Genomic DNA, 26,487 nt, shown 5'->3' with positions numbered 1-26,487 from the left:
CCGCCTGCTTCTTATCCTGCTGGTTCAATGGTTTTGTCCCGATGGTGTATTCTATTGAGTACACGCATCAATGTTATGAGCCGCATTGTCAACATGACGGCACAAAAAACCCCGCCGAAGCGGGGTTCTTTCAAGTCTATTTCTTCGCCTCTTTCGGCTTTCGCTTGAAGAGGCCCTTGAGATTGTCGAAGAGCTCGATCTTCACGCCCTGGCGCTTCATGATGATGCCCTGCTGGGTAATGGAGAGCAGGTTGTTCCATGCCCAGTAGATCACGAGACCTGCCGGGAACGAAGCCAGCATGAAGGTGAAGATCACTGGCATCCAGGTGAAGATGGCAGCCTGTGTCGGATCCGGAGGCGTCGGGTTCATGCGCATCTGCAGGAACATGGTGATGCCCATCAGGAGCGGCCAGACGCCGATCATCAGGAAGTGCGGCACGCCAAAAGGCAAGAGGCCGAACAGGTTGAAGAGCGAGGTCGGATCGGGCGCTGCAAGATCCTGAATCCAGCCGAAGAACGGCGCATGGCGCATTTCGATGGTGACATAGAGCACCTTGTAGAGTGCGAAGAACACCGGAATCTGCACCAGCACCGGCCAGCAACCGGCGAGAGGATTGATCTTCTCTTCCTTGTAGAGCCGCATCATTTCCTGCTGCTGCTTCATCTTGTCATCCGCATATTTCTCGCGGATTTCAGTCAGCTTCGGCTGCACCAGCTTCATGCGTGCCATCGACTTGTACGACTTGTTGGCAAGCGGGAAGAACAGGCCCTTAAGGAGAACAGTGACGACCAGAATGGCGACGCCGAAATTGCCCGAGAACTTGTAGATCCAGTCGATGAGGTAGAACATCGGCTTGGTGATGAAGTAGAACCAGCCCCAGTCGATCAGCAGTTCGAACTGCTTGATACCGAGCTTTTCTTCATAGGCCTTGATGTTGGAAACGACTTTAGCACCGGCGAAGACGTGGTTCTTCAACGTCTGTGCCTGGCCGGGTGCAATGGTCATCGGCGCGCCGAGGAAGTCGGTCTGGTAGCGCGGGCGATCATTGGTGAAATGCGAGAAGCGACCGGTGAATTTTTCGTCCTGCGGCGGAACGAGCGTTGCCGCCCAGTACTTGTCGGTGATGCCGAGCCAGCCACCGCTCACGTCCTTGAACGAAATGTCCTTGTCGTCTTCGACCTTGGAATACTTGATTTCCTGCAGGCCGTCCTGACCCATGACGCCGATCAGGCCTTCATGAAGCACATAGGTGGCGCTGGCATGTTCCGGCTGGTTGAAGCGGGTCACGCGGCCATAGGAGGCCAGCGAGATCGGCGCGCCGGTATTGTTGGTGATCGTGTCTTCAACGGCGAACATATAGGCGTCGTCGACCGAAATGACGCGCTTGAAGGTGATGTTCTTCTCGTTGGTATAGGTCAGCGTGACCGGCGTGGATGGCGTCAGCTTGTTGTTGCCTTCCACGGTCCAGACCGTGTTCGGACCCGGAACCGGGCCGGTCGTGTCGTTGCCGGTGAAGCCGAGTTCGACGAAATAGCCCTGCTTCAGCGCCGAGGGCGCAAGCAGTTCGATCTGAGGCGAATTATCATCGACGGTCTCGTGATATCTCTTCAGGAAGAGATCATCGAGGCGCGCGCCGGTCAGGTTGATCGAACCGCGCAGCGAAGGCGTATCGATTTCGACGCGCTGCGTCTGGGCAACGGCTGCCTCGCGGGTCAGCGTGCCGCCAGCGGCTGCAACATCGCTATGGCCGGGAATATTTCCGGACGTGGCGGGCATCTGCGGCGTGTCGCCACTTTGCGCCTGTTGTTGCGTCGCCTGTTGTTTCTGCTGCTGCTCCTCAATGCGTGCCTGCTCCCGCTGGGCTTCCGTTTTCGGACCCAGATAAAACACTTGCCACAGCGTTAGCACGAGGATGGACAGGGCAATGGTGATGAAGAAATTACGATTATTTTCCATTGACGGGTCCTGATTCCGGTCTTTCCGTTCGGCGTTTCCCATCGCCCCGCCGTTCACCCTTCGCCTTGATGCGGCGGGAGAGTTCTTCGGTCAGTCGCGAAAAGGGCGCAGTGAGGGCTTGCTCGCGCGCTACGATCACATAGTCGGTCGAAGGCGCCATGTCACGCCCTGCGTGACAACGAACCGCTTCTCTCAGCCTGCGGCGGATGCGGTTTCGTATCACGGCGTTGCCGTTTTTCTTCGTTACGGTGAAACCTGCACGGGGTTTTTCGCCGATTTTGGCGGTTTGCGATTCTTCTTCGGTCCGCTCGCGGACTTCGAGAAGAAACAGTGGACCACGTCGCTTTTCACCATTCCTCAAAGCCAAAAACTCCGCTCTCTTGCGAAGGCGGAGTATTTGTTTCGGCTTGTTCATTTCTTTATTCACCGCGCTGCAGCGCGGGAAAAGATTAAGCGGAAAGCCGCTTACGGCCGCGCGAACGGCGAGCGGTGAGAACCTTGCGGCCGCCGGTGGTTGCCATGCGTGCACGGAAACCGTGACGACGCTTGCGGACGATCTTGGATGGCTGGTAAGTGCGCTTCATTTATTTAATACCGCGGTGTGCGGCCCTTCTTGATTCTGTTTTTCCGTTGAACACAATCTTGTCCGAAAACTGTTTTCCACTTTTCGGGATCACGCTCTATTGAACAGGAGCTGGTTCTTGTCCCTTGCGACGGACAGCACAAAACCATCCGTAAAACCGCGCGGGCGAACGTGACGCGGCTTATAGGGGGAGGGGGGCAAAGAGTCAATGGTGACGGGCGCTAAAGCTTGTCTCCCAAAAGTGGGAGCCGCCTTCGCGGGGAAATCAGTCCACTGGACTGATTTCTGATCCCGCTACGATGGGAAAAAGACATGCTTGATATGATCACAGCTGTGCTTCAATCGCAGCCTTATCGATGACTGACCAGACTTTCCTTATGAGCGTATTCTCGAATTCATAGAAGACATTCTCTGCGAACCGGACCCGTTTACCGTTGACCGGAAGACCGAACAGTAGCCCCTTCGGCGTGCAGTCGAACTGAAGCCGGCTGGCAATATAGGGCGGCTCGCTGACAAGCAATTCTATGTTGAAGCGCAGGTCGGGAATCGCCTCGAAATCCTGTTCCAGCATCGTGCGATAGCCGCCAAGTCCCAAAGGTCTGCCATTATGAATGGCCTCCTCGTGCACATAAAGTCCGAGGTCGTCCCAGTCCTGCCGGTTCAGGCATGCAATATAGTCGCGATAAATCTCGGCGAGTGGTTCCGACATGGCTGTCCTCCTCTTCGGAGCGGTTCCAGTTGGAGCGGTGTCGCTGGAACTGCTCTTTTTACTGAAATTGCATCATTCGGACCGGCATTGGCATTGCCAAAGCAGACTAGGGCTTTAATAAGGATGCGCAACATTTTCACATGCGGGACTGGTCCCGCAGAAGAGCATTATTGAGAGGAGTTCACCATGAGCATCCGTCGCATTGGAGTCGGCCCGCGCATGAGCCAGGCCGTAATTCACGGCAACACCGTTTATCTCGCCGGTCAGGTGGGAAATCCGGGCGCCAGCGTTACCGAACAGACCAAGGCCGTTCTGGCCGAGGTGGACCGCCTTCTCAAGGAAGTGGGCTCCGACAAGACCAAGATCCTTCAGGCCATCATCTGGCTCGCCGACATGAAGGATTTTGGCGAAATGAACGCTGTCTGGGATGCATGGGTCGATCCGGCTCACACGCCTGCCCGCGCCACCGGCGAAGCAGCGCTGGCAACGCCAGACTACAAGGTTGAAGTCATCATCACCGCTGCGGTGTAATTTCTTCAAATCGATGCGAACCCCGTCGAAGCTTCGGTTTCGGCGGGTTTTTTTATTCGCGGATACGTTGCGAAAAGCCGTCGCGTCCGCCCGCGAGCGCTCTTGCGTCGATTGACGCGCGTTTGCGCGCTTCCTCCAGTGTGCCGCCATTCTCGATCCAGCCGTGATCGTACAGATAACCGGGCAGGTAGCCTGACAGGAGGATGCGGTAGTCGAACGGGAAGGTCGGATCCAGCACCCGCGCCATGTGGAAGATGATCGTGGTGCAGTTCGCGGTCAGCGTATTATAGAATTTCGGCTGCTCTGCCAGCTCATTGCCAAGCTCGACATAGGACAGGAAAAGTTCGCGCGCGCCCACCGGCGGCAGCTTCACGCGGTAGCGATAGACGTTTTCCTTGCGGACATTGGTGCGCAGATAAATGATGTCCTGCTCTTCGGCGGCAATCATCGCCAGCTCGTATTTGCGGAAGAAGCCCGCGATGGGCGAATAGACTTCATGGTGTTCGCGGCGGATTTCGCCGGAAAAGACCACATGACGGCCATCCTCGAAACCGAATGACAGAAGCGTATGGGCGATTGCCGGGCCCGACCAATAGGACAGATAAACGTCCACCGTCGCAATCTTGCTGAGGTCGTAGGTTTCCTCTTTCCAGTTGGGCGTAAAATCTTCTGTCGTTCGCCAGGTGAAATCGCGGACATTGGAAAGGGTGACGATGTCGCCATTGATCTTTCCCGTCACCGTGCGGGCGACGTCGGGCGCCCAGATGCGGTTGAGGGAGGGGCGGACTGTGGACCATGCCCCGAGCATCACCAGCGCCAGAAGGCAGAAGACCAGTCGCCTGCGCCAGCAGCGGTAATGTCTTTCGCCTGCAATCACGCCCAGAGCGATCAGAAGCCAGACGGCGATGATCGATCCGCGCATGGCATCGCCGAAGGGCAACTGGAACCACATGGCAAAGCTGGCCCATATCGCAAAGATAAGGACGAATAAAATGAAGACGAACTTGCCTGCGATGCGGACGGGAGCCGATTTCAGGAGAGATGACATATGCATTCCGTATTCGTCGGTTGCCGCTGCCAGGAATTATTCTGTGTGCGGAAATCGGCGGGATACTGACATGATTTGCATCCCTATGTCATGGGGTAACGGTTAGAATAGTAAATTTAAGTTTCTACATTAGAAACCGTAGAAAGTTATTGGTGTGTCAGGGCTTATTTCTTTACTGCCATTGCTTCGCCGCGCGGGCGGGAAACAGGCTTGCGGTTGCGGGCGTGCGGACGCACCAGACGCCATAGAAGCAGTGCGCTGACGATCCCGGCATAGATGACCGGTTCGGCAGGCCAGCTTTTCACCGACATGATGAAATGGATCGCGCCGCCAGCGATTGCGACATAGACCAGCTTGTGCAGGCTGTTCCAACGACGGCCGAGCTTGCGGATCGACCAGTTGTTGGAGGTAAGCGCCAGCGGCACCAGCAGGACCAGGCTGATCATGCCGATGGTGATGAAAGGCCGTCGCACGATATCGGTGACGATGGCGGAAATGTTCAGGCCCTGATCCAGCACCATATAGGTGGCGAAGTGCATCAGCGCATAATAGAAGGCGAGCAGGCCGAGCGCCCGACGGTAGCGCAGAAAGGCCATGCCTGTCAGGTCGCGGATCGGCGTTACCATGAGGGTCAGAATGAGAAAGCGTAGAGCCCACAGGCCAAGCGTGTGTTCGAAAGTCTTGACCGGATCGGCACCAAGGTTGCCGCTTGCGCCCAGATAGAACGTCCAGACTGCCGGAACGAAACCGACCGCATAGAGCAGCCAGATCTTCCATTCACCGGGACGAACTGTCTTCTTTTTGCCTGTCTGGGCCGCTGCTGCCATGTCAGTAATTCACCTTCAGGTCCATGCCCGCATAAAGTGAGGCGACTTCCTCGCCATAACCGTTGAACGGCAAGGTGGGGCGGCGGCCCGAACCCAAAAAGCCGCCTTCGCCGATACGCCGTTCGGTCGCCTGGCTCCAGCGCGGATGATCGACCTCCGGATTCACATTGGCATAGAAGCCATATTCGTTAGCGGCCTGCTGCTGCCATGAGGTTGGCGGCTGCTTTTCGACAAAGCTGATCTTCGTGATCGCCTTGATCCCCTTGAAACCGTATTTCCAGGGCACCACGAGCCGGATCGGCGCGCCGTTCGCATTGGGCAATGTCTCGCCGTAAAGGCCGGCCGAAAGGATCGTCAGCGGATGATTGGCTTCATCGAGACGCAGGCCTTCGATATAGGGCCAGTCGAGAACTTGGAAGAGGCCGGTCTGGCCCGGCATTTCTTCCGGTCGCACGACGCCGGTAAAGGCGATGTATTTGGCGGAACCAAGCGGCTCCACCTGCGACAGAAGGCTTGCGAGCGGAAACCCGATCCACGGAATGACCATCGACCATGCCTCGACGCAGCGCATCCGATAGATGCGTTCTTCAAGCGGCATCCTGGCAATCAGTTCCTGAATGTCGAATTCCTTCGGCTGTTTCACGAGGCCATCGACGGTGAGCTTCCAGGGCAGCGGCTTGTAGCTGCCGGAATTGGCGGAAGGGTCGCTCTTGTCGGTGCCGAATTCATAGAAATTATTGTAGGTCGTGACAGCATCCTGCGGTGTCAGCTTTTCATCGACCTTATAGGCGGAAGCCTTCGCCTTGAGCGGTTCGGCAAAGGCGGTTGGTGCAACACCAGCCGCGGCCAGCGCACCCGCGCCAACCATGAAGTTGCGACGGTTCAGATAGAGGCTCTTGGGCGTCACCGCGTCATAAGTGAGACGGGCGGATGAAAAACGCCCGGGTTTGAAGCTGCTCATGGTCTCTCCCACTTCCAAAACGATTAGCCTGCTGTTGCAGATACGATCCCACGTAAAGGCGTCAAAAGCATGGATAATTTGCGAACACGATGTTGTTCACGCATTGTTGAGATCGCGTGAAGGCGTAACAGAATTGTAACACAATGTAACTTTTCGTGCATTCTGCCATATTCTCGCTAAAACTCTGCTGTTAACGGCATTACATTAGCGCATCCCGAAAGCACTTCCCGCAAAAGCATGGGCGATTTCGGAGAGATGTGTCGGGTCATGTGATTATCGCCGGCAGGGGTGGGGACGCACCCGGGAAGAGCTGCCTTCAAACCTTCGTTAACGTCTCATTGGCTATATTGAGATCATGGTAAAGAAGATGTTTATTGCCGCTTTGGCGGCAGCTGCATTCACGGTGGCGGCCGGCTCGGCTCTGGCCGAAGGACAGCCCGTTTCGACGAACGGTCAGGGCAAGGTTCTGAGCGCTATTGCTGCATCGATGAAAGAAGAGCAGGGCGCTCCCAAGCTGGGTGAAGGCGTGACAATGCGCGAGAAGAAAATGGATACGGAAACGACCCCGGAACAGAATTTTTCGCGCAGCAAGCAGTTCATTCATCGCTTCTACAAGCCGGAAAATGCTTCGAACGAACTGGTGATCCTGCTGCACGGTTCGGGCGGTAATGAAACCAGCCTTGTGCCGCTGGCTTCCAAGATCTGGCCGCGCGCCACACTGCTCGGCATTCGCGGTCGCGTGATGCAAGATGGCGGTACACGCTGGTACAAGCGCATCTCGCCGGTCAAGTTCGACCAGAAGGACGTGAAGCTCGAAGCCAATGCGTTCGTGACCTTTTTGACGCGTCTGGCCGATGACAAGGATCTCGACCTCACCCACGCAACCTTCGTGGGCTATTCTAACGGCGCCAATCTTCTGGCTGCAACCATGATGCTGCACCCCGATCTGGTGAAGCGCGCCATTCTGATGCGCTCGATGCCGGTTCTGGATAACGCCCCTGTGGCCAATCTGAGCAAGGCGCGCGTTCTGACCATCACAGGCGAAGAGGACAAGCTCTATTCACCGTTTGCGCCAGCGCTTTCTGCACTTCTGCGCTCCGGTGGCGCTCGCGTCGATGCCCGCACCATCGATGCGGATCATATGCTGGGTGAAAAGGATATCGCCGCCATCACTCAATGGGTGGCATCGCTCGGACCAGATGGTGCGCCTGCGGTTGCAAGACGCGGACAATAATATCGACTTGATTGAAGCCCGGTCAGTTTCCCTGATCGGGCTTCGCGATCATGCATTCGGGCGGTAGCGAAAGTGACCGGTAATGGGAAACTCAAACAGCCGGTCTTCAATCCGGGTTCCCGCACCAATATTGTGAACAACCAACAGACGTGTGCCCTCGGCATTATAGCGCTGTGTAACGATGGCTATATGCGGCAGGTTTCCCGGAAGCATCTGCGCGACGAGATCGCCGGGACGATAATCCTCAGCAACTTTTGTAACCGGTAAGGCCGCTTTGCTCCTGTTGAAAAATACGGCAAGGTTCGGCACGCGACGGTGGTCGATATTCGGGTCGGGGCGCTTCAGGCCCCAGTTTCTCGGATATTGCGTGAAAGCTTTCCGCATATCGTTGTGGACCAAGGCCTGCAGGTCCGCATTCAACCCCTGCCGATAGGCGCGGATGATGACATCGGTGCAGACGCCTCGATCGAGAGGAACGTCTCCGCCGGGATATTTCAGCTGCGTATAAGCGGGGTCATAGTGAACCGTCGTTCCCACCTGGCTTTCCGCTGCCGCAATCAGCTTTTGCGCCCACGGCTCAGCCTCCACCGAAGGGAGCGCCGCAGAAGTCTTTTCGACGAGCAGGGACGTCGAAAAGACTGCCGATACTCCGCCGAGGACAATAGAACGACGTGAAAGCATACTGAAATTCTCTTCCTCCTGCATGAACAGGATAAAACCGCTGAAGATCGATTACGATTGTTGGTCCGGTGTTGGTATGATCTATTAGCAACTCTAGATTTAAATAAGGAAATCGTATGATTCTAAGAAGTGCTAAAGGTTCTTCTGTCCTGATGGCCGTAATTGGTGCGGCTCTTGTGGCAGGCGGATTTTATTACCAAGCCAGTGGTTCGTCTGTTTCCAGCGCGGATCAACAGCGCTGCGAACAAATCATCCAGAATATTTATGGTGATAATGCCGATGCCAAATCGTCGTTGCTGCCGAAATGCAACGAGCCCGGCATGGTCGCGATGATGGATGCCAGGGCTGGCGGCTCTGGCGCGTCGGAAGCTGCCGCAGCCATTGCCTCTGCCAATCAGACCGACATAACGTCGAATGCATTGGGTTATGGGGTGATGGGCGTCGGTGTTGCGCTGGTGATTTCGGGTCTTTTCGGTATGGCTCGCGCCAAACGAAACGGTGAGGTCTGAGGATCTGCAAGCAGTCTGCTTGTGTAGATGAAACGGGGAATCAGTCCATTGGACTGTTTCCCCCGCGACCTGCGGCTTCTGTTCAGGGTTTAGAGCGCCGATCTGATTGGATCAGATCGGCGCTCTAATCATTTGTTTTTACGCGCATCTTTTCCGAAAACCGTTTCACACTTTTCGGGATGCGCTCTAATCCGCTATCGAAACCACACCGCAATCCCCGGCCTCGGAGCCGAAGACGAGGCGTTGGCCCTGTTCATCCCAGCCCATGCTGGTGATTGCGCCCTTGCCGGGGCGGCGCAGCAGAACTTCCTTGCTGTCGGCGAAACGAGCAACCAGGATCATGCCGTCATTATAGCCGATGGCTGCAATGTCCTCGACCGGATGGCAGGCAACGGATGTCACCATGCTATCGCCACGAAGACCGAGTTCCAGAGGAGCCTTGCCCATCGGGCCGTCCTTGCCCGCAAAAGGCCAGACGATTGCTGCCGGGGCGCCGGAGGTGGCCAGCCACTTGGCCTTGGCGCTCCACGACCAGTCTTTCACCTTGGCCGGATAGCCGGTCATGCGCATGTGCTTCGTATCTTCGAGACGCCAGCCATGCAGGGCATTTTCCTGCATCGAGGTGACGAGGAAGCGGCCGTCGGGCGAGAAGATCACGCCGATATGCGCGCCCTTCCATTCCAGTTCGACAGGCTTCGCCGCTGTTCCGGTCCAGATCAGGGTCGCACCATTATAGCGGGCAATTGCCAGCCGCTGGCCCTTTGGCGCAAAGGCTATGCCTTCGACGCTGCGCTCCTGCGCAAATTCCTGCACCTTGCCGTCGGACGTGCGCACCCAGGCGGTGCGACCCGATGCAAAACCGACAGTTCCGCCGGGGCCTGCTGCCACGGCGGTCATCCATTTGCGCGGGATCTTCGCAAGTTCAGCTACCGTCCCATCGGCGTCGGTACGGCACACGCGACCGTCTTCGCCGCCAGTGATGAGCGACTTTCCGTCAACGGAAACGGTTGCGCTCAACAGGCCGTCATGGACTGCAGAGGTCTTGCTGCCGTTATTGAGCTGATGGATCGAGCCATCGGCCATTGCGAAGAAGGGAATGCCGCTGATAAAGCGCGCATAAAGACAATGACCTTCAAGGTCGAGCGGAGCTACTGTAGGCATCGGCTTCCGGTATTGTTTATTGATGAGAGCATTTCCAGCAGAAGCGGTTTTGCCGGAAATGCATAGAAATAGGCGGTTAAGCGGTTTCCCGGTTCGAACAGAACCGGAAGCGCTTTATCGGGCCTGACTGTTTTCGAAGCCGGCCTTCAGGGCGGCGGGGTCGAGTTCACGTCCGATGAAGACGAGGCGGCTTTCACGCTTTTCGTCTTCCTTCCAGGCACGCTGGTGGTCACCTTCGATGATCATGTGCACGCCCTGGACCACATAGCGATCCGGATCGTCCTTGAAAGCGATGATGCCCTTGAGGCGCAGAATGTTCGGTCCTTGCGTCTGGGTGATGTTCTGAATCCACGGGAAGAATTTCGCCGGGTCGATTTCACCAGCCCTGAGCGACACCGACTTCACCGTCACATCATGGATCGGTGAGGCGTGATCGTGGTGATGGTCATGATCGCAGTCGGGACCGCACACATGGTCATGGTCGTGATGGTGGTCATGATGATTGTGATCATGCGCATGATGATGATGTCCATGGTCGTGACCATGATGGTCATGATCATGGTCGCAATCCGGTCCGCATACGTGATCGGGATGATCATGGTCGAGAAAGTGCGGATCGTTGTCCAGAACGCGCTTCAGGTCGAAGGCGCCGCGATCCAGCACGCGGTCGAGCGGAATGGAGGCGCGCTCGGTGCGGTGGATGATGGCATGCGGGTTGATGGCGCGAACGGTCGCCTCGATGGCCGCCAGCTCCTGCGGCGTCACGAGATCGGTCTTGTTGATGAGCACGACATCGGCAAAGGCGATCTGGTCTTCCGCCTCGCGGCTGTCCTTCAGGCGCAGCGGCAGGTGCTTGGCATCGACAAGGGCGACAACGGCGTCGAGACCGGTCTTGGCGCGCACGTCATCATCCATGAAGAAGGTTTGCGCCACCGGAACCGGATCGGCAAGGCCGGTCGTTTCCACAACGATGGCGTCGAAACGACCCGGACGGCGCATCAGGCCTTCCACCACGCGGATCAGGTCGCCACGCACGGTGCAGCAGATGCAGCCATTGTTCATTTCGTAGATTTCTTCGTCCGACTCGACGATCAGGTCGTTGTCGATGCCGATCTCGCCGAATTCATTGACGATCACGGCGTAACGCTTGCCGTGATTTTCGGTCAGGATACGGTTGAGAAGAGTGGTCTTTCCCGAACCCAGATAACCGGTCAGAACGGTCACGGGAATGCGGCCAGCTTCAGTGGTCGTCTTGGTTTCAGACGGAGCTTCGGTTTGGGCTTCAGCCTGGCTCATGATTATGCCTCTTGAAGTTGTGGCCTTTTGAAATCGTGGTCCGGGATGGCCAGTGCGCAGCCAGCGCGAGCGGCACAGCACCGAAACCTCGGATAGGACAATTCATATAAGGGAAGGGCAGCGTGAATGCCATATGCAATGCTATAATATTACATTCGCCTAATCACATTCACGCCAGTTGGAACACGGGCCTTGCAGTGTCTAACCTGCCTGATTGGCGAGACGTTGCAATTCGAACCGGGCGAGATCGAACCTGTCGACATCGCGCAGCAGTTCGATAAAGCCCGTCACCGCGTTGGTGATCAGCCTTTCCCCGGCTTCTGCCGTTGCGGCAGCAGCGTTGCCAGCAACCCCTTCCGGGTTGAGATCGTGCATCTTCCAGCCGAAGGCATGAGGGCCATAGGCGCGCAGGAACTTGAATTCCTCGGCGTAACGTGACTGGGCGTTGGAGAAATTGCGTGCCTTCGACATGTCCACCAGATCGGGGCGCAGCGCCAGCATCACCGATGTCTCGATGAAGCCGCCATGAATATCGAGCGCTTTTTCCTCCGGCGTAATCAGGCCTTCCGGCAGACCGAAACGGGTCCAGCTCGTGGCAACCGCCAGCATGTCGAGCCGCGTGCGCAGTTCCGTTGCGACAATTGTCATCAATGGCGAATTTCCGCCATGCGCGTTCAGCATGACCAGTTTGCGAATGCCGCCAGCGTGAAGGTTTTCACCAATGCCGATCCACTGGTTCACGGCCTCGGCAAAGGCGAGGCTCTGGGTTCCTTCGGTATCCATGTGTTCGATGGAATAGCCGACCGGCTGTGCGGGCAGAAAATTGACGTTCAGTTCGGCAGGCAGCGCATCGCTGACACGCGCGACAATGCCTTCGGCGATGATCGTATCCGTTTCAAACGGCAAATGAGGCCCATGCTGTTCGTGAGCGCCAAGGGGCAGAACGACAATCATGTCGCTGTTTTGATCGCGCAGGTCGGTCATGTTTTCCTCGCTTTATTTGTTTTATTGGGTCCTGACCCTAACGTCCGTTAGCCATGACAGCAACCGGGCCTTGTTGTTTCATAAGTCGGACAATATTTTACGATATATGGATGGATGGGACTATCGATCAGGCGACAGTAACTGGTTTATTTTGAACAGCGTATCTTGTCCGAAAACCGTTGGATGCTTTTCGGGATGCGCATCAAAGTGCCAACAAGGGCGAGGTGGCGATGAGCAAGGACAATAAGGCGGTTGTACTTTACCGGCTGCAATCCGTGGCAAGACTGTCGCGGACGGTGCTGGCCACGCGGCTTCTGGAACAGGGGCTCTATGCAGGGCAAGATGCAGTCATGTTGCAACTGGCTGCGGAAGACGGGCTGACACCCGGCGTTCTTGCACAGCGGCTGGGTGTGCGTCCGCCGACCATCACCAAAACCATTGCGCGTCTGCAGGGGCAGGGGTTCGTGGCGAAGCGCGCCTCGGAAACCGATCAGCGCCAGTCGCATGTCTATCTGACGCAGACCGGTCTCGAGACCATCAAGGCGATCGAGAAATCCATTCGCAAGACCGAGAAGGACATGCTGAAGGGGCTCGACAAGAAAGATCGCAAGACCTTCCTCAAGATGCTGAGCCGGATGGAGAGCAATCTTGCGCTTCGCGGTGTCACGCGCATTCCCGATGAGCCTGAAACGGAAGTGCTTGAAGAGGACGACGTGGAATAGGCCTGTCGCTTATCAAGCTCTAACTATTTGTTTTGACGCGCATCTTGGCGGGAAACCGTGAAACACTTTTCAAGATGCGTGCTATCGAAAATGCTTCCAATTCAAGGTTTGCAATGGCATAACCGTTCGCAAGACGAACGGTCGCGTCTCACCTTGTCAGGTTGCGGCCGCGTCTCCGACTGCGGCACGGACCATTTTGGGGAGGCGACTTGGCCCAGAAAATAAAGCTATCGACCATCGCGGATGCGCTTGGTGTTTCGACAGCCACAGTTTCGCTCGCTTTGCGCGACAGTCCCCTCGTTGCCGACCAGACCCGCGAGAAGATCAAGGAACATGCCCGCGCCATCGGTTATATCTATAACCGTCGCGCTGCGAGCCTGCGTACCTCGCGTTCCGGGATTGTCGGCGTCGTGGTGCACGACATCATGAATCCGTTCTTCGCGGAAATTCTCAAATCCATCGAAACGGAACTGGACCGGTCGCGGCAGACCTTCATCCTGTCCAACCATTATGATCAGCTGGAAAAGCAGCGCACCTTCATGGATACGCTTTTGCAGCTCGGCGCGGATGGGGTCATCATGTCGCCCGCTATCGGCACGCCGCCGGAAGATATCCAGCTTGCGGAAGATAATGGCCTGCCGGTCGTGCTGATCGCGCGTAGCGTCGAGGGTGTTCATGCACCGGTTTTCCGGGGTGACGACGCCTATGGTATCGGTCTCGCCACCAATCACCTGATTTCACTCGGTCATACGCGTATCGCGATGATCGGCGGTACGGATCAGACCTCGACGGGTCGTGACCGTTATCGCGGCTATGTGCAGGCCATGGAAAAGGCCGGGCTCGAGGTTCGCCCCGACTGGCGCATTGCCGGGCCGCGCACGAAACAGGGCGGCTTTGAAGTCGCGCCGCAATTTCTGGCGCTGAAAGACAAGCCGACGGCTGCGGTCTGCTGGAACGATCTGACCGCCATCGGCCTGATGAACGGCATTGCCCGCGCCGGGCTGGTGCCGGGCGAGGACATATCCGTGACCGGCTATGACGATCTCGAGGAAGCGGCCATTGCAACACCAGCGCTGACGACCGTCTGGAACGGACAGCGTGAAGTGGGACGCCGTGCTGCTCGCGCACTGCTTGACCAGCTCAACGGCGTCGAAGTTTCTTCGATGCAGGAACTCATCAAGCCGGAACTGCATATCCGGCAATCGACATCCAAGCCGAAACACGGCTGATTTCCCCCGCTCCGGCTCCGGTTGCAGCCTTTGGGTTGACCGGTCGCCGGTCCCTCACGAACTGCGACATGCTGTCCAGAGGAATCCAGAGGAATATTGTCATGACCAAGCGCGACGCAACTGTTCTGGTGCTCGGAAACTTCAATGATTATGCCGTCGAGCGTCTGTCCGGTGAGTTTTCGGTGCGCCGCATACCACGCGGTGACGCGGCGCTGGTCGATGCCGACTGGGCAGGCGACATATATGGTATTGCCAGCATGTCCACCGTCGATGCGGCGCTGATCGATGCATTGCCCAATCTAAAAATAATCGGCAATTTTGGCGTCGGTTATGATGCGGTCGATGCAAAACATGCCGGTACGAAAAATGTCATGGTCACCAATACGCCTGACGTCCTGACTGATGAAGTAGCCGATACGGCGCTTGGCCTTCTGATTGATACGGTGCGGGAATTGTCGAAGTCGCAGGAATTCCTGCGTGTAGGCAATTGGGTGAAGGAAGGCCGCTATCCGCTGTCGAAGCTATCCTTGCGTGGGCGCAAGGTCGGCATTTTCGGCCTTGGCCGCATCGGCAAGGCGGTCGCCCATCGTGTCGAAGCTTTCGGACTGCCGGTTTCCTATCACAATCGTCGCAAGGCTGAAGGCGTCGCCTACGATTATTATCCGACCCTGCTCGAGCTGGCCAAGGCGGTGGACACACTTATTCTGGTCGCACCGGGCGGTGCGGAAACCGCAAAGGCAGTCAATGCCGAAGTGCTGAAGGCGCTCGGTCCGGACGGTGTGCTGATCAATGTCGGGCGCGGTTCGCTGGTTGATGAAGATGCGCTGGCCGCAGCGCTGAACGATGGCACCATCGCTGCTGCAGGTCTGGATGTTTTCGCGAACGAACCGTCAGTGCCACAAGGCCTGCTTGATGCGCCCAACACGGTTTTGCTGCCGCATATCGCATCCGCATCGCAAAAGACCCGTCAGGCCATGGCGGATCTGGTGATCGACAATCTCATTGCATGGTTCGACACCGGCAAGGCGATCACGCCGGTGCCGGAAACGGTGCATGTGCAAGGCTAAAGCAGTCTGTCAGGCGAGTAGGGGAATATGTTTTGATTGCGGATGACCGCAACGAACTTTTACCCCTACTGTCCTACTGCCTGATGTTGACGCACAGCCTCTCCGAACGCCTCGAATATCTTGCGCGACGGAGCATCGGAATGCGCCCAATATTCCGGGTGCCACTGCACGCCGACGACAAATCCCTTCGCATTCTTCACGGAGACGGCTTCAACCGTACCGTCTTCGGCCACAGCCTCGACTTCAAGCTGCGGTGCAAGCTTGTCGATGGCCTGACGGTGAACGGAGTTCACGCGCACGCTTTCTTCTTTGAGGATTTCCGCAAGGCATGAGTTCGGGTTGAGCTTGATCGGGTGCTGGATGGCGAAGCGCTCGGCCTGGCTTTCGGATTCCGGGGCGCGGTGGTCCATCCGGCCTTCCATTTCCTGAATTTCGGTGGCGAGCGTGCCGCCCAGTGCGACGTTCAGCTCCTGTATGCCGCGGCAGATGGCCAGCACCGGAACACCTTTTTCGATGGCTGCGCGGATGAGTGGCAGCGATGTCGCATCGCGGGCATTGTCATAGGGCTCGAACGCGGCGCTCGGTTCGACGCCATAAAGCGCCGGATTGACGTTGGATTTGGAACCTGTGACGAGAACGCCGTCCACCGCATCCAGAATGGCATCGAGGTCTATTCTGTCGCCAAAACTTGGAACCAGAAGCGGCGTTACACCTGCGACGTCGATGGCGGCTGCCAGATATTGCTGGGGTGCTGCGTGCCAGGTGTAGTTTTCAAATGGCTTCACATCTGTCGGTACGGCAACGAGAGGGCGAGAAGTCTTGGGCATAATGTTCGTATCCACCAGTCGGATTATGCTCTTATCTGCTCTGTTCCTTACTTCTCCGCAATGGGTCGCGCAATCACGAACAGGTGTCGTCTTTCGGCTGCGCCATAGGTCTTTCGTCGTGCCTTCTGTGTATTGTGTTGATTTGAACCGATTTTTACGGTCGAAGATGGTTCAAATGCCGATCTCTATATTCTAGGAAGGTATAAAGAGGGATTGGCAGTTGAGGGGATGAATGACTGACGATCAGCTTTTCTCCGTCAGGGGCAAGGTTATTGCCGTGACGGGAGGGTCTTCGGGGTTGGGCCTGCGCATGGTTCATGTGCTGGCGGGGCACGGTGCGCGCGTGATTTCGATCTCGCGCACCCATGCAGGCGAAAGCATTTGCCCATCGGGCGGCGAAGTGCTCGAAATCATGGCGGATGTAACCCATCCGGATGAAATCGTGCGTGCTTTTGATGAAGCGGAAGAACGCTTCGGACCGATAACGACGCTCTTCAACAATGCCGGTGTCGCGCATATGGCACGCGCGCTCGACACGACGCGCGATATGCTGGAGCATATATTCGAGGTCAATGTCGCTGGCGCCTTTTTCGTGGCGCAGGAAGCCGCGCGCCGCATGATCGAGCGCGGCGAGGGCGGCTCCATCGTCAATACGACCAGCATTCTGGGCGAGCGTCCGCAGAAGGGTGCCGCCGCCTATTCCATGTCCAAGGCCTGCGTGACGCAGATGACGCGGGCACTGGCGCTGGAATGGGCCGCGCACGATATTCGCGTCAACGCGATTTCCCCCGGATGGTTTCCAACGCGAATCAATGAAGATCAGCTGCAAGGCCCTGCCGGGGGCTACTTCAAAGGGCGGAACCCGATGCGGCGCCTCGGCGAGCCTGAGGATCTGGACGGGGTTGTGCTGATGCTGGCTTCCGATGCCAGCCGCTATATGACGGGTTCCGTCATCACCGTGGATGGCGGTCATCAGCTCTGACAAGGTTGGAAGTTTCTTTAGCGGTTATTTCCCGCGTCGTGACTTGTATGGCAGGTTTTTTCTCTAACGGACGGGGGTCTGGCGGTAGAATATCCACATCGACTAATCTGGATTAATTCTCGGGAATGCGGAAACTAACCTGTCCCTGTTCTCCCATTTTAGCCATTTCAGTAATATTAGGACGACTAAAACATGTATGCCAATGGTTGTGATTGCCCGTTGAGGGTTGTGCGTCTGTGGTTTTCCTTAAAAAATATCTGAATACATCTTATGGTGGTTGTCGTGACAGCTTGTGGTTTAATATCCCGAAAGATATTTTTAAGTCATTAGTGCGATATTGCCTCCCCGTATAAGGGATAAATGCATCGATATGTGGCAAAGCCGTAAACCTGAGATACCTGCAGATGTGCGGCTATCTTTTCTCAGAGCGCTGTATGGTAATCGTACCACGCTCTGGTTTGGCTTGCTCGCGCACGTTGTAGCCTGTGTCGTCATCTATGTGAAAACCGATGACTGGCGCTATCTGGTTTTTGGCGGTGTATTTGCCATCATTGCTGTTGGTCGCATCTTCGATATGCACAAGTTCGACCAGGCAAAACAGCAGTCGCTGTCCCATGCCGATCTCGACCGCTGGGAAACACGCTATCTGATCGGTGCGTCCGCCGTCTGCCTGACGCTCGGCATGTTGTGTTTCTTCTCAAGCTATGTGCTCAGGGATTCCTTTGCCGAACTTGCCAGCCTGACCGTGCTGCTTGCTTCGGTCGTTTCCATTGTGGGCCGCAATTATGCATCGGCGAAAGCCGTTGTTCTGATGTCGGCCTGCACGCTGATCCCGGTTCTGGCCGGGCTTATTCTGGCGGGAACGCCGTTTCACGTCATCATTGGCCTGCTGCTGATCCCGTATTTCCTGTCCAACATCCAGATGGCAAACGGTCTGCGCGAGTTTCTCTTCGCTGCAGTCATGGGCAAGCGACGCCTGTCCATTGTGGCCGGGCGTTTCGATGCTGCCCTCAACAACATGCCGCAGGGCTTGCTGATGTTCGACAGCCAGCAGCGCATTGCGGTCATCAACAATAAGGCCAAGGCGATGTTGCAGATCGCTGAACACACCAAGCTGCATGGCCGCAAGCTCGATGTTCTGCTGCGCTATTGCGCGAAGAAGGGACTGTTTCCGCAAAACGACCTGAAAAGTGTGCATGTGCGCATGCAGGATCTTCTGCTGGGCAAGCGCACGCGCGATATTTTCCAGCTTTCGAACCAGCGTTATATCGAATGTATCGGCAATCAGACCCTCAATGAGGGGGCCGTCCTGATGTTCGAGGATGTGACGCAGCGCGTGGAAGCGGAAGCGCGCATTCAGCATATGGCGCGTTATGACGGCCTGACAGGCCTGCCGAACCGCAATTATTTCGAAACCCTGGTGCGATCCATGCGTTCCCACCAGCAAGCGGGCACGCAGGCTGCGCTCATCGTCATCGACATCAATCATTTCAAGCATGTCAACGATACGTTGGGGCATCATACCGGTGACGTATTGCTGCGCCTGTTTGCAGAGCGGCTGAACTCGCTCGATCCGCAGCGTTTCGTCGCGTCACGCTTCGGCGGCGACGAATTCGTGGTGTTCGTCTTCAATCTGCGCAGCGAGGCCGACGTTGCAGGCGTGATGGATCATATCATGACCGTCGTGACCGGCGTCTACGATCTCGACGGCGATCAGGTGCATATCGATATCAGCGCTGGCATCGCGATCGAGGATATCGGAAGATGCGATGTCGGCAGCATGCATATCAGCGCCGATCTGGCGCTCTACGAAGCCAAAAGCATGGAAGACAAGCCCTGGTCGATCTTCATCGATGCGATGGACACCAAATATCGCGGGCGCCAGAAACTCAAAGCCGATTTGCGGCTTGCCATCGAGCATGGCGAGATCAAGGTCGTCTATCAGCCCATCGTCAGCGCGCAGTCCCTGCGCGTTGTTGCGTGTGAAGCGCTGGCGCGCTGGGAGCATCCGCAGCTTGGCTTTGTGCCGCCTGCGGAATTCATTCCGCTTGCGGAAGAAATGGGCATCATCACCGACATTACCCGCTTCATGCTGGCGCAGGCCTGTGCCGACTGTCTGTCATGGGGCGACCGCATCGGTGTTTCGGTCAATCTTTCGGCCATCGATCTGAAAAGCAATGACATCGCCCGCGACATCGCCAATGCCTTGCAGAAATCGGGCCTTCCGGCTCACCGCCTTGAGGTGGAAGTGACGGAAAGCGCCATCATCTCGGACCGCAACAAAACTTCGATGGTGTTGCAGCGGCTCAAGAACGCCGGGATCAATATCGCACTGGATGATTTCGGCACCGGCTATTCCAGTCTCAGCTATCTCAATACCTTGCCATTGACCAAGGTGAAGGTCGACCGTTCCTTCGTGCGCGACATTACCACCGACCGGCGCTCGCTCATGCTGCTTCGCGGCGTTACACAGCTTTCGCACGAGCTTGGGCTGGGCGTGACAGTCGAAGGTGTCGAAACAGAGGAACAGCTTGCGCTGATCCGTGTGGCGGCGGGTGCCGATCTCGTACAGGGCTATCTTCTCGGTATGCCTGTGCCTGTGGAAGCGATCAGCGCTATGACCACGAAAGCCGCAGCGCGCCGCGACGGCGGGCGAACCGTCGCCTGATTATTTCAGATTTAACTGTTTGTATTGGACGAGCTTCTCGCGGTTTTTCAAAGTACTGCGAAGTGTTCGGCATGTCTCATCTACGACGCTCAATGTCGTTGCCACTTCTCGTGTAAATAACAGGAATTTGAATATAAATATAATAATTGGGATTTTTGAGATGCACGTATCATGCTCTTAATGTCTTAGGAGGATGTATATAAGTATTTCGTTATTTTCTTATAAAATGTCTATAAAATTCAATTTGAATATTTAAAGGGGAGGCGATGAAACGATTTTTTCGCTATGCTTTATATGGACTGATCGGGCTTGTTGTTCTTGCCGGTGTTGGTACTGCGGTCTTCTGGAAGAAAATCCACGAAAGCTGGGCGGTCTATCAATATGCCCAGATGTTCAAGGGGCCGGAAATTTTTGAAAACTTCCGCAACGTTTACAGGCGCTATCCATCGGTGCGCATCCCGCATGAGGGTGAAGTCAGCCAGCAGGTGAAAGAAGAGCGGCCCTTGCCGGAGACTTTTGTCTACAAGGGTGAGACCCGCAAGATTTCCGACTGGCTGAAGCGCGGCGGCACGACCGGTTTCATTGTTCTGAAAGACGGCGTGATCGTCCACGAGGAATATGATCACGGCAATACCGAGGCCACCCAGAGCATCGCATTTTCCATGTCGAAATCTGTCGTTTCCTTCCTTGTCGGCAATGCCGTTCGGGACGGTCTGATCGATATCAACCAGCCAGTCGACCGCTATGCGCCGGTGCTGGCCGAGGGCGGATACAAGGGCGTGACGGTCAAGAACGTGCTGCAGATGGCGTCTGGCATCGGATTTAACGAGAACTATGGTGATCTCAATTCCGATATCGTTCGGTATGCTGTCGAGCTTCTGACTGGCTCGATCACAAATTTCACCGCACATCTGAAAAATGAACGCCCGCAGGGAACGCTCAGCCACTATGTGTCGGCGGATACGCAAGTGCTCGGGCTGGTTTTGGAAGGCGCGACTGGTGTTCGTTTTCAGGATTATTTGAAGGACAAACTCTGGTCAAAGCTTGGAGCGGAAGCCGATGTCTATTGGGCGGTGGATCCCACGGGTGAAGCTGCTGCCGGGGCCGGCATGAATGCCGTGCTTCGCGATTATGCACGTTTCGGCCTGCTCTATCTCAATGAGGGTCGCAACTTCAAGGGTGAGCAGCTTGTGCCGGCGCAATGGGTGCACGATTCGGTAACGCCGGATGCGCCTTATCTGATGCCCGGTCGCAAGGATGCACTCGGCAAAATCCCGTTCGGCTATGGCTATCAGTGGTGGACGCCGGTTGACTGGCAGGGCGACTATAGTGCCGTTGGCATCTATGGGCAGTTCATCTATGTCAATCCTGCCAAAGGTGTCGTCATTGCCAAGACCTCGGCATATTCCAATTACAATGTCGACGGGCAGGATATGAAGGACGAAACGATGTATGCGTTTCAGGCTATCGCCAACGCGCTTTGAAGGCTCGTTTTCAAATCAAGGCAAATTCGTGAAATGGCCCCAGATGGGCCATTTTGCATTTTTATCTCGTTTGGCGCGCGCAAAAGCACAATCCAATTATGGCGAAGGAGTGTTTTTTGTGGGGCAATAAAAAGGCAGTGCAAAAAGTTATATCTTTACACGCTGATAAAGGCGCATATTCTGCGCACTGATTTGTGGGGTGCGGAAAATCGATTGCATGACGAATACAGCTGTTACAGGCGATAAACCGCCATTGTCCAATTTCGCGCGACAGCTGTTGCAGTTTCTCGACCGGGTGGAATATCGCCGCATTGTCCATGCGGAGGACCTCGAGGAAATCGGTCGTCTGCGTTACCGTTCCTACCGAACCCGCAATGTCATGCATGAGGCGGAAGTGCCGTCTATCGTTGATGATATCGACCGCGACAGCCATGCCTTCGTCTATGGTGTGTATGTGGACGGGCAATTGGTCAGCACGCTGCGCATCCATCATATTACGCCCGATCATCGTCGCGGCACGAGCTATGCACTGTTCCCGGATATTCTTGATCCGCTGCTCAATAGCGGTATGCATTTTGTTGATCCGACCCGTTTTGCCGCCGATCCCGAGCTATTGAGCGAATACCCGGCCATTCCCTACATCACGCTGCGCATCGCGGCGATGGCATCCGAATTTTTCGCGGCAGATCAATGTCTTGCCTCGGTGAAGCCGGAACATATGGCGTTCTACAAACGCATATTCGGCACCTCTGTCATGGCCGATGCGCGCGAACATGAAGGCTATGGAATCAGGGTCGGGCTTGGTTCCGCACCTATCCGCAATATTCGCGATGCGGTGGCGGTGCGCTTTCCGTTTTTCAAGTCGCAGCCGCATGAACGCCATGCGATGTTTGGTGACATGCGCAGCAGTTCCGTGCCGCTGACGATTTTGCCGACGGCGAAATATACTGGCCTCGGCGTATAAGAATCTAAAAACATCGCCGGATATTAAACAATTAAATGTAGCCAGAGGGGTGGTTTCGCTTTACGAAGATTGCGGAACCGCTTCTGCGGAGAGAGGGTAGTGCGACGAAAAGCCTTGCTGTCAAAGCATCGGTTTGTTCGGTCGCACATTGAAGATTGCAGTTATTTTCGCTTAACATGACGGTGTATGGGCGGAAATTCTGAATGGGTGGAACTAAAATGGCAGAACATCATACGACGGCTCCGGCTGAACTTGGCGCACCGATGGATTATTCCGAGCATGAGAAAACTTATGCCGGTTTCACGGGCCTGGTTAAATGGGGCACGGTGGCGCTCGTCGCCCTTATGATTGCCATGGCGTTCGGCTTTTTTGCTGGTGGTTTCTTCTCCGCGACCGTTCTTTTCATTCTAGTTTGTGTCGCTGCCTGGTTCATCCTCTAGCGCATCCTTTCGCCGCCGGATGGAGACCAACCGGTGGCGCACGATGCAGCTTTGGTGCTGAACCGGGATTAACCCGCACGATTTGATCGAATGCCTTGGCATGGGGTACCGTGCCGAGGGTTTATGCATGTCTGTAGTTCATTTTTAGAGCGCATCCCGAAAAGTGTGAAACGGTTTTCGGACCAGATGCGCGTTACAAAACAATAGTTAGAGCGCGTTTCGATCTGATTCAATCAGTTCGAAACGCGCTCTAAAAGGGCTTCTTCCCGGAAGCCCGTAATGCCGCCTGACCGGGGGAACCCCGGAAGAACGCCACGAAAGGGAAACCAGCTTGGCCCAGACGTTATTTATCCCGAAAGAGAGTGACCCCAGCGAGACCCGCGTTGCTGCGTCGGCGGAGACGGTGAAGAAGTTCATCGCGCTCGGTTTCGACGTTGTGGTGGAAAAAGGCGCTGGCGAGAAATCGCGCATTCCCGATGCCGAGTTTACGGCAGCCGGTGCCCGCATCGGCACAGTGGCGGATGCCAAAACGGCGGATGTGGTACTCAAGGTGCGGCGTCCGACGGATGCGGAACTCAAAGGGTATAAATCGGGCGCAGCGCTTTTCGCCATGCTTGATCCCTACGGCCATGAAGACGCTGTAGCGGCCCTTGCCAAGGCTGGCATTTCCGCTTTCACGATGGAGTTCATGCCGCGCATCACCCGTGCGCAAGTGATGGACGTCTTGTCGAGCCAAGCAAACCTCGCCGGTTATCAGGCGGTGATCGATGCGGCGGAAGTCTATGACCGCGCCATGCCGATGATGATGACGGCAGCGGGCACCGTGCCTGCCGCCAAAGTGTTCGTTATGGGGGCAGGCGTTGCCGGTCTTCAGGCCATTGCAACGGCGCGCCGTCTCGGTGCTGTCGTGACGGCAACCGACGTTCGCCCCGCCGCCAAGGAGCAGGTTGCTTCGCTCGGCGCGAAGTTCATCGCCGTTGAGGACGAAGAGTTCAAGGCTGCGGAAACTTCCGGCGGCTACGCCAAGGAAATGTCGAAGGAATATCAGGCGAAGCAGGCCGCACTTGTTGCCGACCATATCGCCAAGCAGGATATCGTCATCACAACGGCGCTCATTCCGGGGCGTCCGGCGCCGCGTCTGGTTTCCAAGGAAATGGTTGCTTCCATGCGTCCGGGTTCCGTGCTGGTCGATCTCGCGGTCGAGCGCGGCGGCAATGTCGAAGGCGCAGTTGCAGGCGAGATCGCTGACGTGAACGGCGTCAGGATCGTCGGTCACCTCAATGTGTCGGGCCGCATCGCCGCGAGCGCATCGCAGCTTTATGCACGCAACCTGATCGCCTTCGTCGAAACGCTGGTCGACAAGGAAGCCAAGGTCCTGAAAATCGACCCGGAAGAAGAGCTGGTCAAGGCTACGCTTCTGACCCATCAGGGCAAGATCTTGCATCCGGCGTTCGCCACGGCTGAGACAGCAGCGGCTCCGGCTGTCGCTGAAAAGGCTGCAAAGCCAAAGGCCGCGCCGAAACCGAAAGCGGAAAAACCGGCAGCAAAGGCAGCGGCGCCGAAGGCGGCTGCCAAGCCTGCCAAAAAAGCACCTGCAAAGGCGCCGAAGACGACGTCTTCCCCCAAGTCTCCAGTTGATGGAGGAGAGGCATAATGGCCGATACAAATCTCGACAAAGCCCTTGAGGGCCTTAATCAGGCGGCAGATGCCGTAAGGCAGGCAGCGGAAAATGCAGGCGGTCTGGGTGATGCAGCAGCGGCTGCCGCACATGCCGCATCGGGCGGTGCGATCGATCCGTTCGTGTTCCGCTTTGCGATTTTCATCCTGTCGATTTTCGTCGGCTACTATGTTGTGTGGTCGGTCACGCCTGCACTGCACACGCCGCTGATGGCCGTCACAAACGCCATTTCATCGGTGATCGTGGTGGGCGCGCTTCTGGCCGTCGGCCTTTCGCTTTCGGGCTGGGCAACCGGCTTCGGTTTCATTGCGCTCATTCTGGCGAGCGTCAACATTTTCGGCGGCTTCCTGGTCACCCAGCGCATGCTCGCCATGTACAAGAAAAAAGAAAAGTGAGGCTGAACCATTATGAGCGTTAATCTCGCAGCCTTCCTTTATCTCGTCTCCGGCGTGTTGTTCATTCTGGCGCTGCGCGGCCTGTCGCATCCGACGACCAGCCGTCAGGGCAATATGTACGGCATGATCGGTATGGCGATTTCCATCGTCACCACGCTTCTGCTGGCGCGTCCAAGCTTCGGCGGTCTGGCTCTCATCGTGGTCGGCATCGCCATTGGCGGCGGTATCGGTGCCGTCATCGCACGCCGCATCGCCATGACGGCCATGCCGCAGCTTGTTGCCGCGTTCCACTCGTTGATCGGTCTTGCCGCCGTTCTCGTGGCCGCTGCCGCAATTTACTCGCCGCATTCCTTCGGTATCGGCGAAGTGGGCCAGATCCACGGTCAGGCGCTGATCGAAATGTCGCTGGGCGTGGCCATCGGCGCAATCACCTTCACTGGCTCGATCATCGCCTTCCTCAAGCTTGATGGTCGCATGTCGGGCAAGCCGATCATGCTGCCGGGACGTCATGTCATCAACGCCGCTTTGGCCGCAGCCATCGTGTTGCTGGTCGTTGTGCTGGTAAACACCGAAAGCCATTTCGTGTTCTGGCTGATCGTGCTTCTGTCGCTGGTGTTCGGCGTGCTGATCATCGTGCCAATCGGCGGCGCAGACATGCCGGTCGTGGTCTCCATGCTCAATTCCTATTCGGGCTGGGCAGCGGCAGGCATCGGCTTCACGCTCGGCAATCTGGCGCTGATCATCACCGGCGCGCTGGTCGGCTCTTCGGGCGCGATCCTGTCCTACATCATGTGTAAGGGCATGAACCGTTCGTTCATCTCGGTCATTCTCGGCGGCTTTGGCGGCGATACGTCCGGCGGTCCGGCTGGCGAGGTCGAACAGCGCCCGGTCAAGCAGGGTTCTGCCGACGACGCGGCCTTCATCATGAAGAACGCTTCCAAGGTCATCATCGTGCCGGGCTATGGCATGGCGGTGGCGCAGGCCCAGCACGCGCTGCGTGAAATGGCCGACAAGCTCAAGGCCGAAGGCGTGGAAGTCAAATACGCCATCCATCCGGTGGCCGGTCGTATGCCGGGCCATATGAACGTGCTTCTGGCCGAGGCCAACGTGCCTTACGATGAAGTGTTCGAGCTGGAAGACATCAATTCGGAATTCGCGCAGGCCGATGTGGCTTTCGTGATCGGCGCGAACGACGTCACCAATCCGGCGGCGAAGACCGATCCGAAGTCACCGATCTTCGGCATGCCGATCCTCGATGTCGACAAGGCTGGCACGGTTCTGTTCATCAAGCGCGGCATGGGCTCCGGCTATGCGGGCGTGGAAAACGAACTGTTCTTCCGCGACAACACCATGATGCTCTTCGCCGATGCGAAGAAGATGGTGGAGAGTATTGTGAAAGCCCTCGATCACTAGGCCTTCGATATTCGGGTTCTGGCGGCCTGCAAATGGCGCGGTTCTGCGCTTCCGGTGCTCATGTACGTTAAGTACACTCCGCTCTGGTTCTCGAACCTCACCATTTTCGGCACGCCATTTCCCCGAATCTCATAAGG

Annotated in this window: 26 protein-coding genes; 14 read left to right on the top strand and 12 right to left on the bottom strand. The window is 56.5% G+C overall.

Translation table 11 applies throughout. The features are described 5' to 3' along the window. Positions 1-136 precede the first annotated feature (136 nt). From yidC to CES86_RS07630, 4 genes are all read right to left on the bottom strand, one after another. Positions 137-1,957, bottom strand: coding sequence for a membrane protein insertase YidC (yidC, locus tag CES86_RS07650; RefSeq protein ID WP_094514075.1), 1,821 nt, complete (start codon positions 1,955-1,957; stop codon positions 137-139). Further along, entirely contained in the window at positions 1,947-2,372 is a 426-nt protein-coding gene (gene rnpA, locus CES86_RS07645; protein ID WP_010659430.1) for a ribonuclease P protein component, read from the bottom strand. The genes yidC and rnpA overlap by 11 nt, the downstream gene beginning before the upstream one ends. A 34-nt stretch (positions 2,373-2,406) precedes the next feature. Continuing rightward, positions 2,407-2,541 (bottom strand): 50S ribosomal protein L34, encoded by a 135-nt coding sequence (gene rpmH, locus CES86_RS07640; protein WP_010659431.1) that lies wholly within the window; start codon positions 2,539-2,541, stop codon positions 2,407-2,409. A gap of 324 nt (positions 2,542-2,865) precedes the next feature. Continuing rightward, positions 2,866-3,249: an ester cyclase gene (locus CES86_RS07630; protein ID WP_012091447.1), complete on the bottom strand. Its 384-nt coding sequence runs from the start codon at positions 3,247-3,249 to the stop codon at positions 2,866-2,868. Positions 3,250-3,435: 186 nt separating this feature from the next. Here CES86_RS07630 and CES86_RS07625 point away from each other — a divergent pair, with 186 nt between their 5' ends. Then, complete coding sequence (locus tag CES86_RS07625; RefSeq protein ID WP_071632572.1) at positions 3,436-3,780, top strand: RidA family protein; 345 nt, start codon at positions 3,436-3,438, stop codon at positions 3,778-3,780. 52 nt (positions 3,781-3,832) lie between these two features. Here CES86_RS07625 and CES86_RS07620 read toward each other — a convergent pair whose 3' ends face one another. From CES86_RS07620 to msrP, 3 genes are all read right to left on the bottom strand, one after another. Next, the gene (locus CES86_RS07620) at positions 3,833-4,828 is read right to left on the bottom strand and encodes an Lnb N-terminal periplasmic domain-containing protein (RefSeq protein ID WP_181834047.1); all 996 of its coding nucleotides are present in this window, start codon (positions 4,826-4,828) and stop codon (positions 3,833-3,835) included. 164 nt (positions 4,829-4,992) lie between these two features. Next, a complete protein-coding gene (msrQ, locus tag CES86_RS07615) occupies positions 4,993-5,655 on the bottom strand; it encodes a protein-methionine-sulfoxide reductase heme-binding subunit MsrQ (RefSeq protein ID WP_010659435.1) in 663 nt (220 codons plus the stop codon). Between the two features lies 1 nt (position 5,656). Then, on the bottom strand, positions 5,657-6,616 hold the full coding sequence (msrP, locus tag CES86_RS07610) for a protein-methionine-sulfoxide reductase catalytic subunit MsrP (protein WP_094514072.1): 960 nt from the start codon (positions 6,614-6,616) through the stop codon (positions 5,657-5,659). A 355-nt stretch (positions 6,617-6,971) separates the two neighbouring features. On the opposite strand from msrP, the gene CES86_RS07605 reads away from it, so the two are divergent. Further along, positions 6,972-7,850 carry an alpha/beta hydrolase gene (locus CES86_RS07605; RefSeq protein ID WP_010659437.1) on the top strand — a complete coding sequence of 293 codons (879 nt, stop codon included), beginning with the start codon at positions 6,972-6,974 and terminating at the stop codon, positions 7,848-7,850. Between the two features lie 48 nt (positions 7,851-7,898). Here the strand turns inward: CES86_RS07605 and CES86_RS07600 are convergent, their stop codons facing one another. Then, a complete protein-coding gene (locus tag CES86_RS07600) occupies positions 7,899-8,531 on the bottom strand; it encodes a DUF1287 domain-containing protein (protein WP_049768395.1) in 633 nt (210 codons plus the stop codon). A gap of 116 nt (positions 8,532-8,647) precedes the next feature. Here CES86_RS07600 and CES86_RS07595 point away from each other — a divergent pair, with 116 nt between their 5' ends. After that, on the top strand, positions 8,648-9,040 hold the full coding sequence (locus CES86_RS07595) for a hypothetical protein (RefSeq protein WP_012091452.1): 393 nt from the start codon (positions 8,648-8,650) through the stop codon (positions 9,038-9,040). 186 nt (positions 9,041-9,226) lie between these two features. Here the strand turns inward: CES86_RS07595 and CES86_RS07590 are convergent, their stop codons facing one another. From CES86_RS07590 to CES86_RS07580, 3 genes are all read right to left on the bottom strand, one after another. After that, entirely contained in the window at positions 9,227-10,201 is a 975-nt protein-coding gene (locus tag CES86_RS07590) for a WD40 repeat domain-containing protein (protein ID WP_094514070.1), read from the bottom strand. 114 nt (positions 10,202-10,315) lie between these two features. Then, complete coding sequence (locus CES86_RS07585) at positions 10,316-11,497, bottom strand: CobW family GTP-binding protein (protein WP_094514068.1); 1,182 nt, start codon at positions 11,495-11,497, stop codon at positions 10,316-10,318. A gap of 201 nt (positions 11,498-11,698) precedes the next feature. Further along, positions 11,699-12,481, bottom strand: a complete 783-nt coding sequence (locus CES86_RS07580; protein ID WP_012091454.1) for a creatininase family protein — start codon at positions 12,479-12,481, stop codon at positions 11,699-11,701. 230 nt (positions 12,482-12,711) lie between these two features. Between CES86_RS07580 and CES86_RS07575 the strand changes: the two genes are divergently transcribed. From CES86_RS07575 to CES86_RS07565, 3 genes are all read left to right on the top strand, one after another. After that, on the top strand, positions 12,712-13,203 hold the full coding sequence (locus CES86_RS07575) for a MarR family winged helix-turn-helix transcriptional regulator (RefSeq protein ID WP_012091455.1): 492 nt from the start codon (positions 12,712-12,714) through the stop codon (positions 13,201-13,203). Between the two features lie 209 nt (positions 13,204-13,412). Further along, positions 13,413-14,432 carry a LacI family DNA-binding transcriptional regulator gene (locus CES86_RS07570; protein ID WP_006471199.1) on the top strand — a complete coding sequence of 340 codons (1,020 nt, stop codon included), beginning with the start codon at positions 13,413-13,415 and terminating at the stop codon, positions 14,430-14,432. 101 nt (positions 14,433-14,533) lie between these two features. After that, a complete protein-coding gene (locus tag CES86_RS07565; RefSeq protein WP_094514066.1) occupies positions 14,534-15,499 on the top strand; it encodes a 2-hydroxyacid dehydrogenase in 966 nt (321 codons plus the stop codon). 65 nt (positions 15,500-15,564) lie between these two features. On the opposite strand, the gene CES86_RS07560 is transcribed toward CES86_RS07565, so the two are convergent. Then, a complete protein-coding gene (locus tag CES86_RS07560; RefSeq protein WP_094514108.1) occupies positions 15,565-16,326 on the bottom strand; it encodes a gamma-glutamyl-gamma-aminobutyrate hydrolase family protein in 762 nt (253 codons plus the stop codon). 232 nt (positions 16,327-16,558) lie between these two features. On the opposite strand from CES86_RS07560, the gene CES86_RS07555 reads away from it, so the two are divergent. From CES86_RS07555 to CES86_RS07520, 8 genes are all read left to right on the top strand, one after another. Further along, positions 16,559-17,308: an SDR family NAD(P)-dependent oxidoreductase gene (locus CES86_RS07555; protein ID WP_012091458.1), complete on the top strand. Its 750-nt coding sequence runs from the start codon at positions 16,559-16,561 to the stop codon at positions 17,306-17,308. A 370-nt stretch (positions 17,309-17,678) separates the two neighbouring features. Then, positions 17,679-19,976: a putative bifunctional diguanylate cyclase/phosphodiesterase gene (locus CES86_RS07550; protein WP_010659447.1), complete on the top strand. Its 2,298-nt coding sequence runs from the start codon at positions 17,679-17,681 to the stop codon at positions 19,974-19,976. Between the two features lie 266 nt (positions 19,977-20,242). Continuing rightward, positions 20,243-21,460 carry a serine hydrolase domain-containing protein gene (locus CES86_RS07545; protein ID WP_094514065.1) on the top strand — a complete coding sequence of 406 codons (1,218 nt, stop codon included), beginning with the start codon at positions 20,243-20,245 and terminating at the stop codon, positions 21,458-21,460. Between the two features lie 217 nt (positions 21,461-21,677). Then, entirely contained in the window at positions 21,678-22,424 is a 747-nt protein-coding gene (locus CES86_RS07540; RefSeq protein WP_010659449.1) for an N-acyl amino acid synthase FeeM domain-containing protein, read from the top strand. Between the two features lie 218 nt (positions 22,425-22,642). Continuing rightward, positions 22,643-22,864 (top strand): aa3-type cytochrome c oxidase subunit IV, encoded by a 222-nt coding sequence (locus tag CES86_RS07535; RefSeq protein WP_010659450.1) that lies wholly within the window; start codon positions 22,643-22,645, stop codon positions 22,862-22,864. A 331-nt stretch (positions 22,865-23,195) separates the two neighbouring features. Continuing rightward, entirely contained in the window at positions 23,196-24,518 is a 1,323-nt protein-coding gene (locus tag CES86_RS07530) for a Re/Si-specific NAD(P)(+) transhydrogenase subunit alpha (RefSeq protein WP_012091461.1), read from the top strand. Further along, positions 24,518-24,937, top strand: a complete 420-nt coding sequence (locus CES86_RS07525) for a proton-translocating transhydrogenase family protein (RefSeq protein WP_012091462.1) — start codon at positions 24,518-24,520, stop codon at positions 24,935-24,937. Before CES86_RS07530 ends, CES86_RS07525 begins: the two co-directional genes overlap by 1 nt. A gap of 12 nt (positions 24,938-24,949) precedes the next feature. After that, positions 24,950-26,350 (top strand): NAD(P)(+) transhydrogenase (Re/Si-specific) subunit beta, encoded by a 1,401-nt coding sequence (locus CES86_RS07520; protein ID WP_012091463.1) that lies wholly within the window; start codon positions 24,950-24,952, stop codon positions 26,348-26,350. Positions 26,351-26,487: the final 137 nt, after the last annotated feature.

The sequence above is a fragment of the Brucella lupini genome (assembly GCF_002252535.1).
GTDB classification, from domain to species: domain Bacteria; phylum Pseudomonadota; class Alphaproteobacteria; order Rhizobiales; family Rhizobiaceae; genus Brucella; species Brucella anthropi.
This window is presented reverse-complemented; position numbering and strand designations above follow the sequence as displayed.

Coding starts and splice junctions, on each gene's coding strand:
- CES86_RS07565 (WP_094514066.1), top strand. CDS start 14,534: ATGACCAAGCGCGACGCAACTGTTCTGGTGCTCGGAAACTTCAATGAT.
- yidC (WP_094514075.1), bottom strand. CDS start 1,957: ATGGAAAATAATCGTAATTTCTTCATCACCATTGCCCTGTCCATCCTC.
- CES86_RS07630 (WP_012091447.1), bottom strand. CDS start 3,249: ATGTCGGAACCACTCGCCGAGATTTATCGCGACTATATTGCATGCCTG.
- CES86_RS07575 (WP_012091455.1), top strand. CDS start 12,712: ATGAGCAAGGACAATAAGGCGGTTGTACTTTACCGGCTGCAATCCGTG.
- CES86_RS07540 (WP_010659449.1), top strand. CDS start 21,678: ATGACGAATACAGCTGTTACAGGCGATAAACCGCCATTGTCCAATTTC.
- CES86_RS07585 (WP_094514068.1), bottom strand. CDS start 11,497: ATGAGCCAGGCTGAAGCCCAAACCGAAGCTCCGTCTGAAACCAAGACG.
- msrQ (WP_010659435.1), bottom strand. CDS start 5,655: ATGGCAGCAGCGGCCCAGACAGGCAAAAAGAAGACAGTTCGTCCCGGT.
- CES86_RS07620 (WP_181834047.1), bottom strand. CDS start 4,828: ATGTCATCTCTCCTGAAATCGGCTCCCGTCCGCATCGCAGGCAAGTTC.
- CES86_RS07580 (WP_012091454.1), bottom strand. CDS start 12,481: ATGACCGACCTGCGCGATCAAAACAGCGACATGATTGTCGTTCTGCCC.
- CES86_RS07605 (WP_010659437.1), top strand. CDS start 6,972: ATGGTAAAGAAGATGTTTATTGCCGCTTTGGCGGCAGCTGCATTCACG.
- CES86_RS07590 (WP_094514070.1), bottom strand. CDS start 10,201: ATGCCTACAGTAGCTCCGCTCGACCTTGAAGGTCATTGTCTTTATGCG.
- CES86_RS07550 (WP_010659447.1), top strand. CDS start 17,679: ATGTGGCAAAGCCGTAAACCTGAGATACCTGCAGATGTGCGGCTATCT.
- CES86_RS07525 (WP_012091462.1), top strand. CDS start 24,518: ATGGCCGATACAAATCTCGACAAAGCCCTTGAGGGCCTTAATCAGGCG.
- msrP (WP_094514072.1), bottom strand. CDS start 6,616: ATGAGCAGCTTCAAACCCGGGCGTTTTTCATCCGCCCGTCTCACTTAT.
- rpmH (WP_010659431.1), bottom strand. CDS start 2,541: ATGAAGCGCACTTACCAGCCATCCAAGATCGTCCGCAAGCGTCGTCAC.
- rnpA (WP_010659430.1), bottom strand. CDS start 2,372: ATGAACAAGCCGAAACAAATACTCCGCCTTCGCAAGAGAGCGGAGTTT.
- CES86_RS07535 (WP_010659450.1), top strand. CDS start 22,643: ATGGCAGAACATCATACGACGGCTCCGGCTGAACTTGGCGCACCGATG.
- CES86_RS07600 (WP_049768395.1), bottom strand. CDS start 8,531: ATGCTTTCACGTCGTTCTATTGTCCTCGGCGGAGTATCGGCAGTCTTT.
- CES86_RS07555 (WP_012091458.1), top strand. CDS start 16,559: ATGACTGACGATCAGCTTTTCTCCGTCAGGGGCAAGGTTATTGCCGTG.
- CES86_RS07560 (WP_094514108.1), bottom strand. CDS start 16,326: ATGCCCAAGACTTCTCGCCCTCTCGTTGCCGTACCGACAGATGTGAAG.
- CES86_RS07595 (WP_012091452.1), top strand. CDS start 8,648: ATGATTCTAAGAAGTGCTAAAGGTTCTTCTGTCCTGATGGCCGTAATT.
- CES86_RS07625 (WP_071632572.1), top strand. CDS start 3,436: ATGAGCATCCGTCGCATTGGAGTCGGCCCGCGCATGAGCCAGGCCGTA.
- CES86_RS07545 (WP_094514065.1), top strand. CDS start 20,243: ATGAAACGATTTTTTCGCTATGCTTTATATGGACTGATCGGGCTTGTT.
- CES86_RS07520 (WP_012091463.1), top strand. CDS start 24,950: ATGAGCGTTAATCTCGCAGCCTTCCTTTATCTCGTCTCCGGCGTGTTG.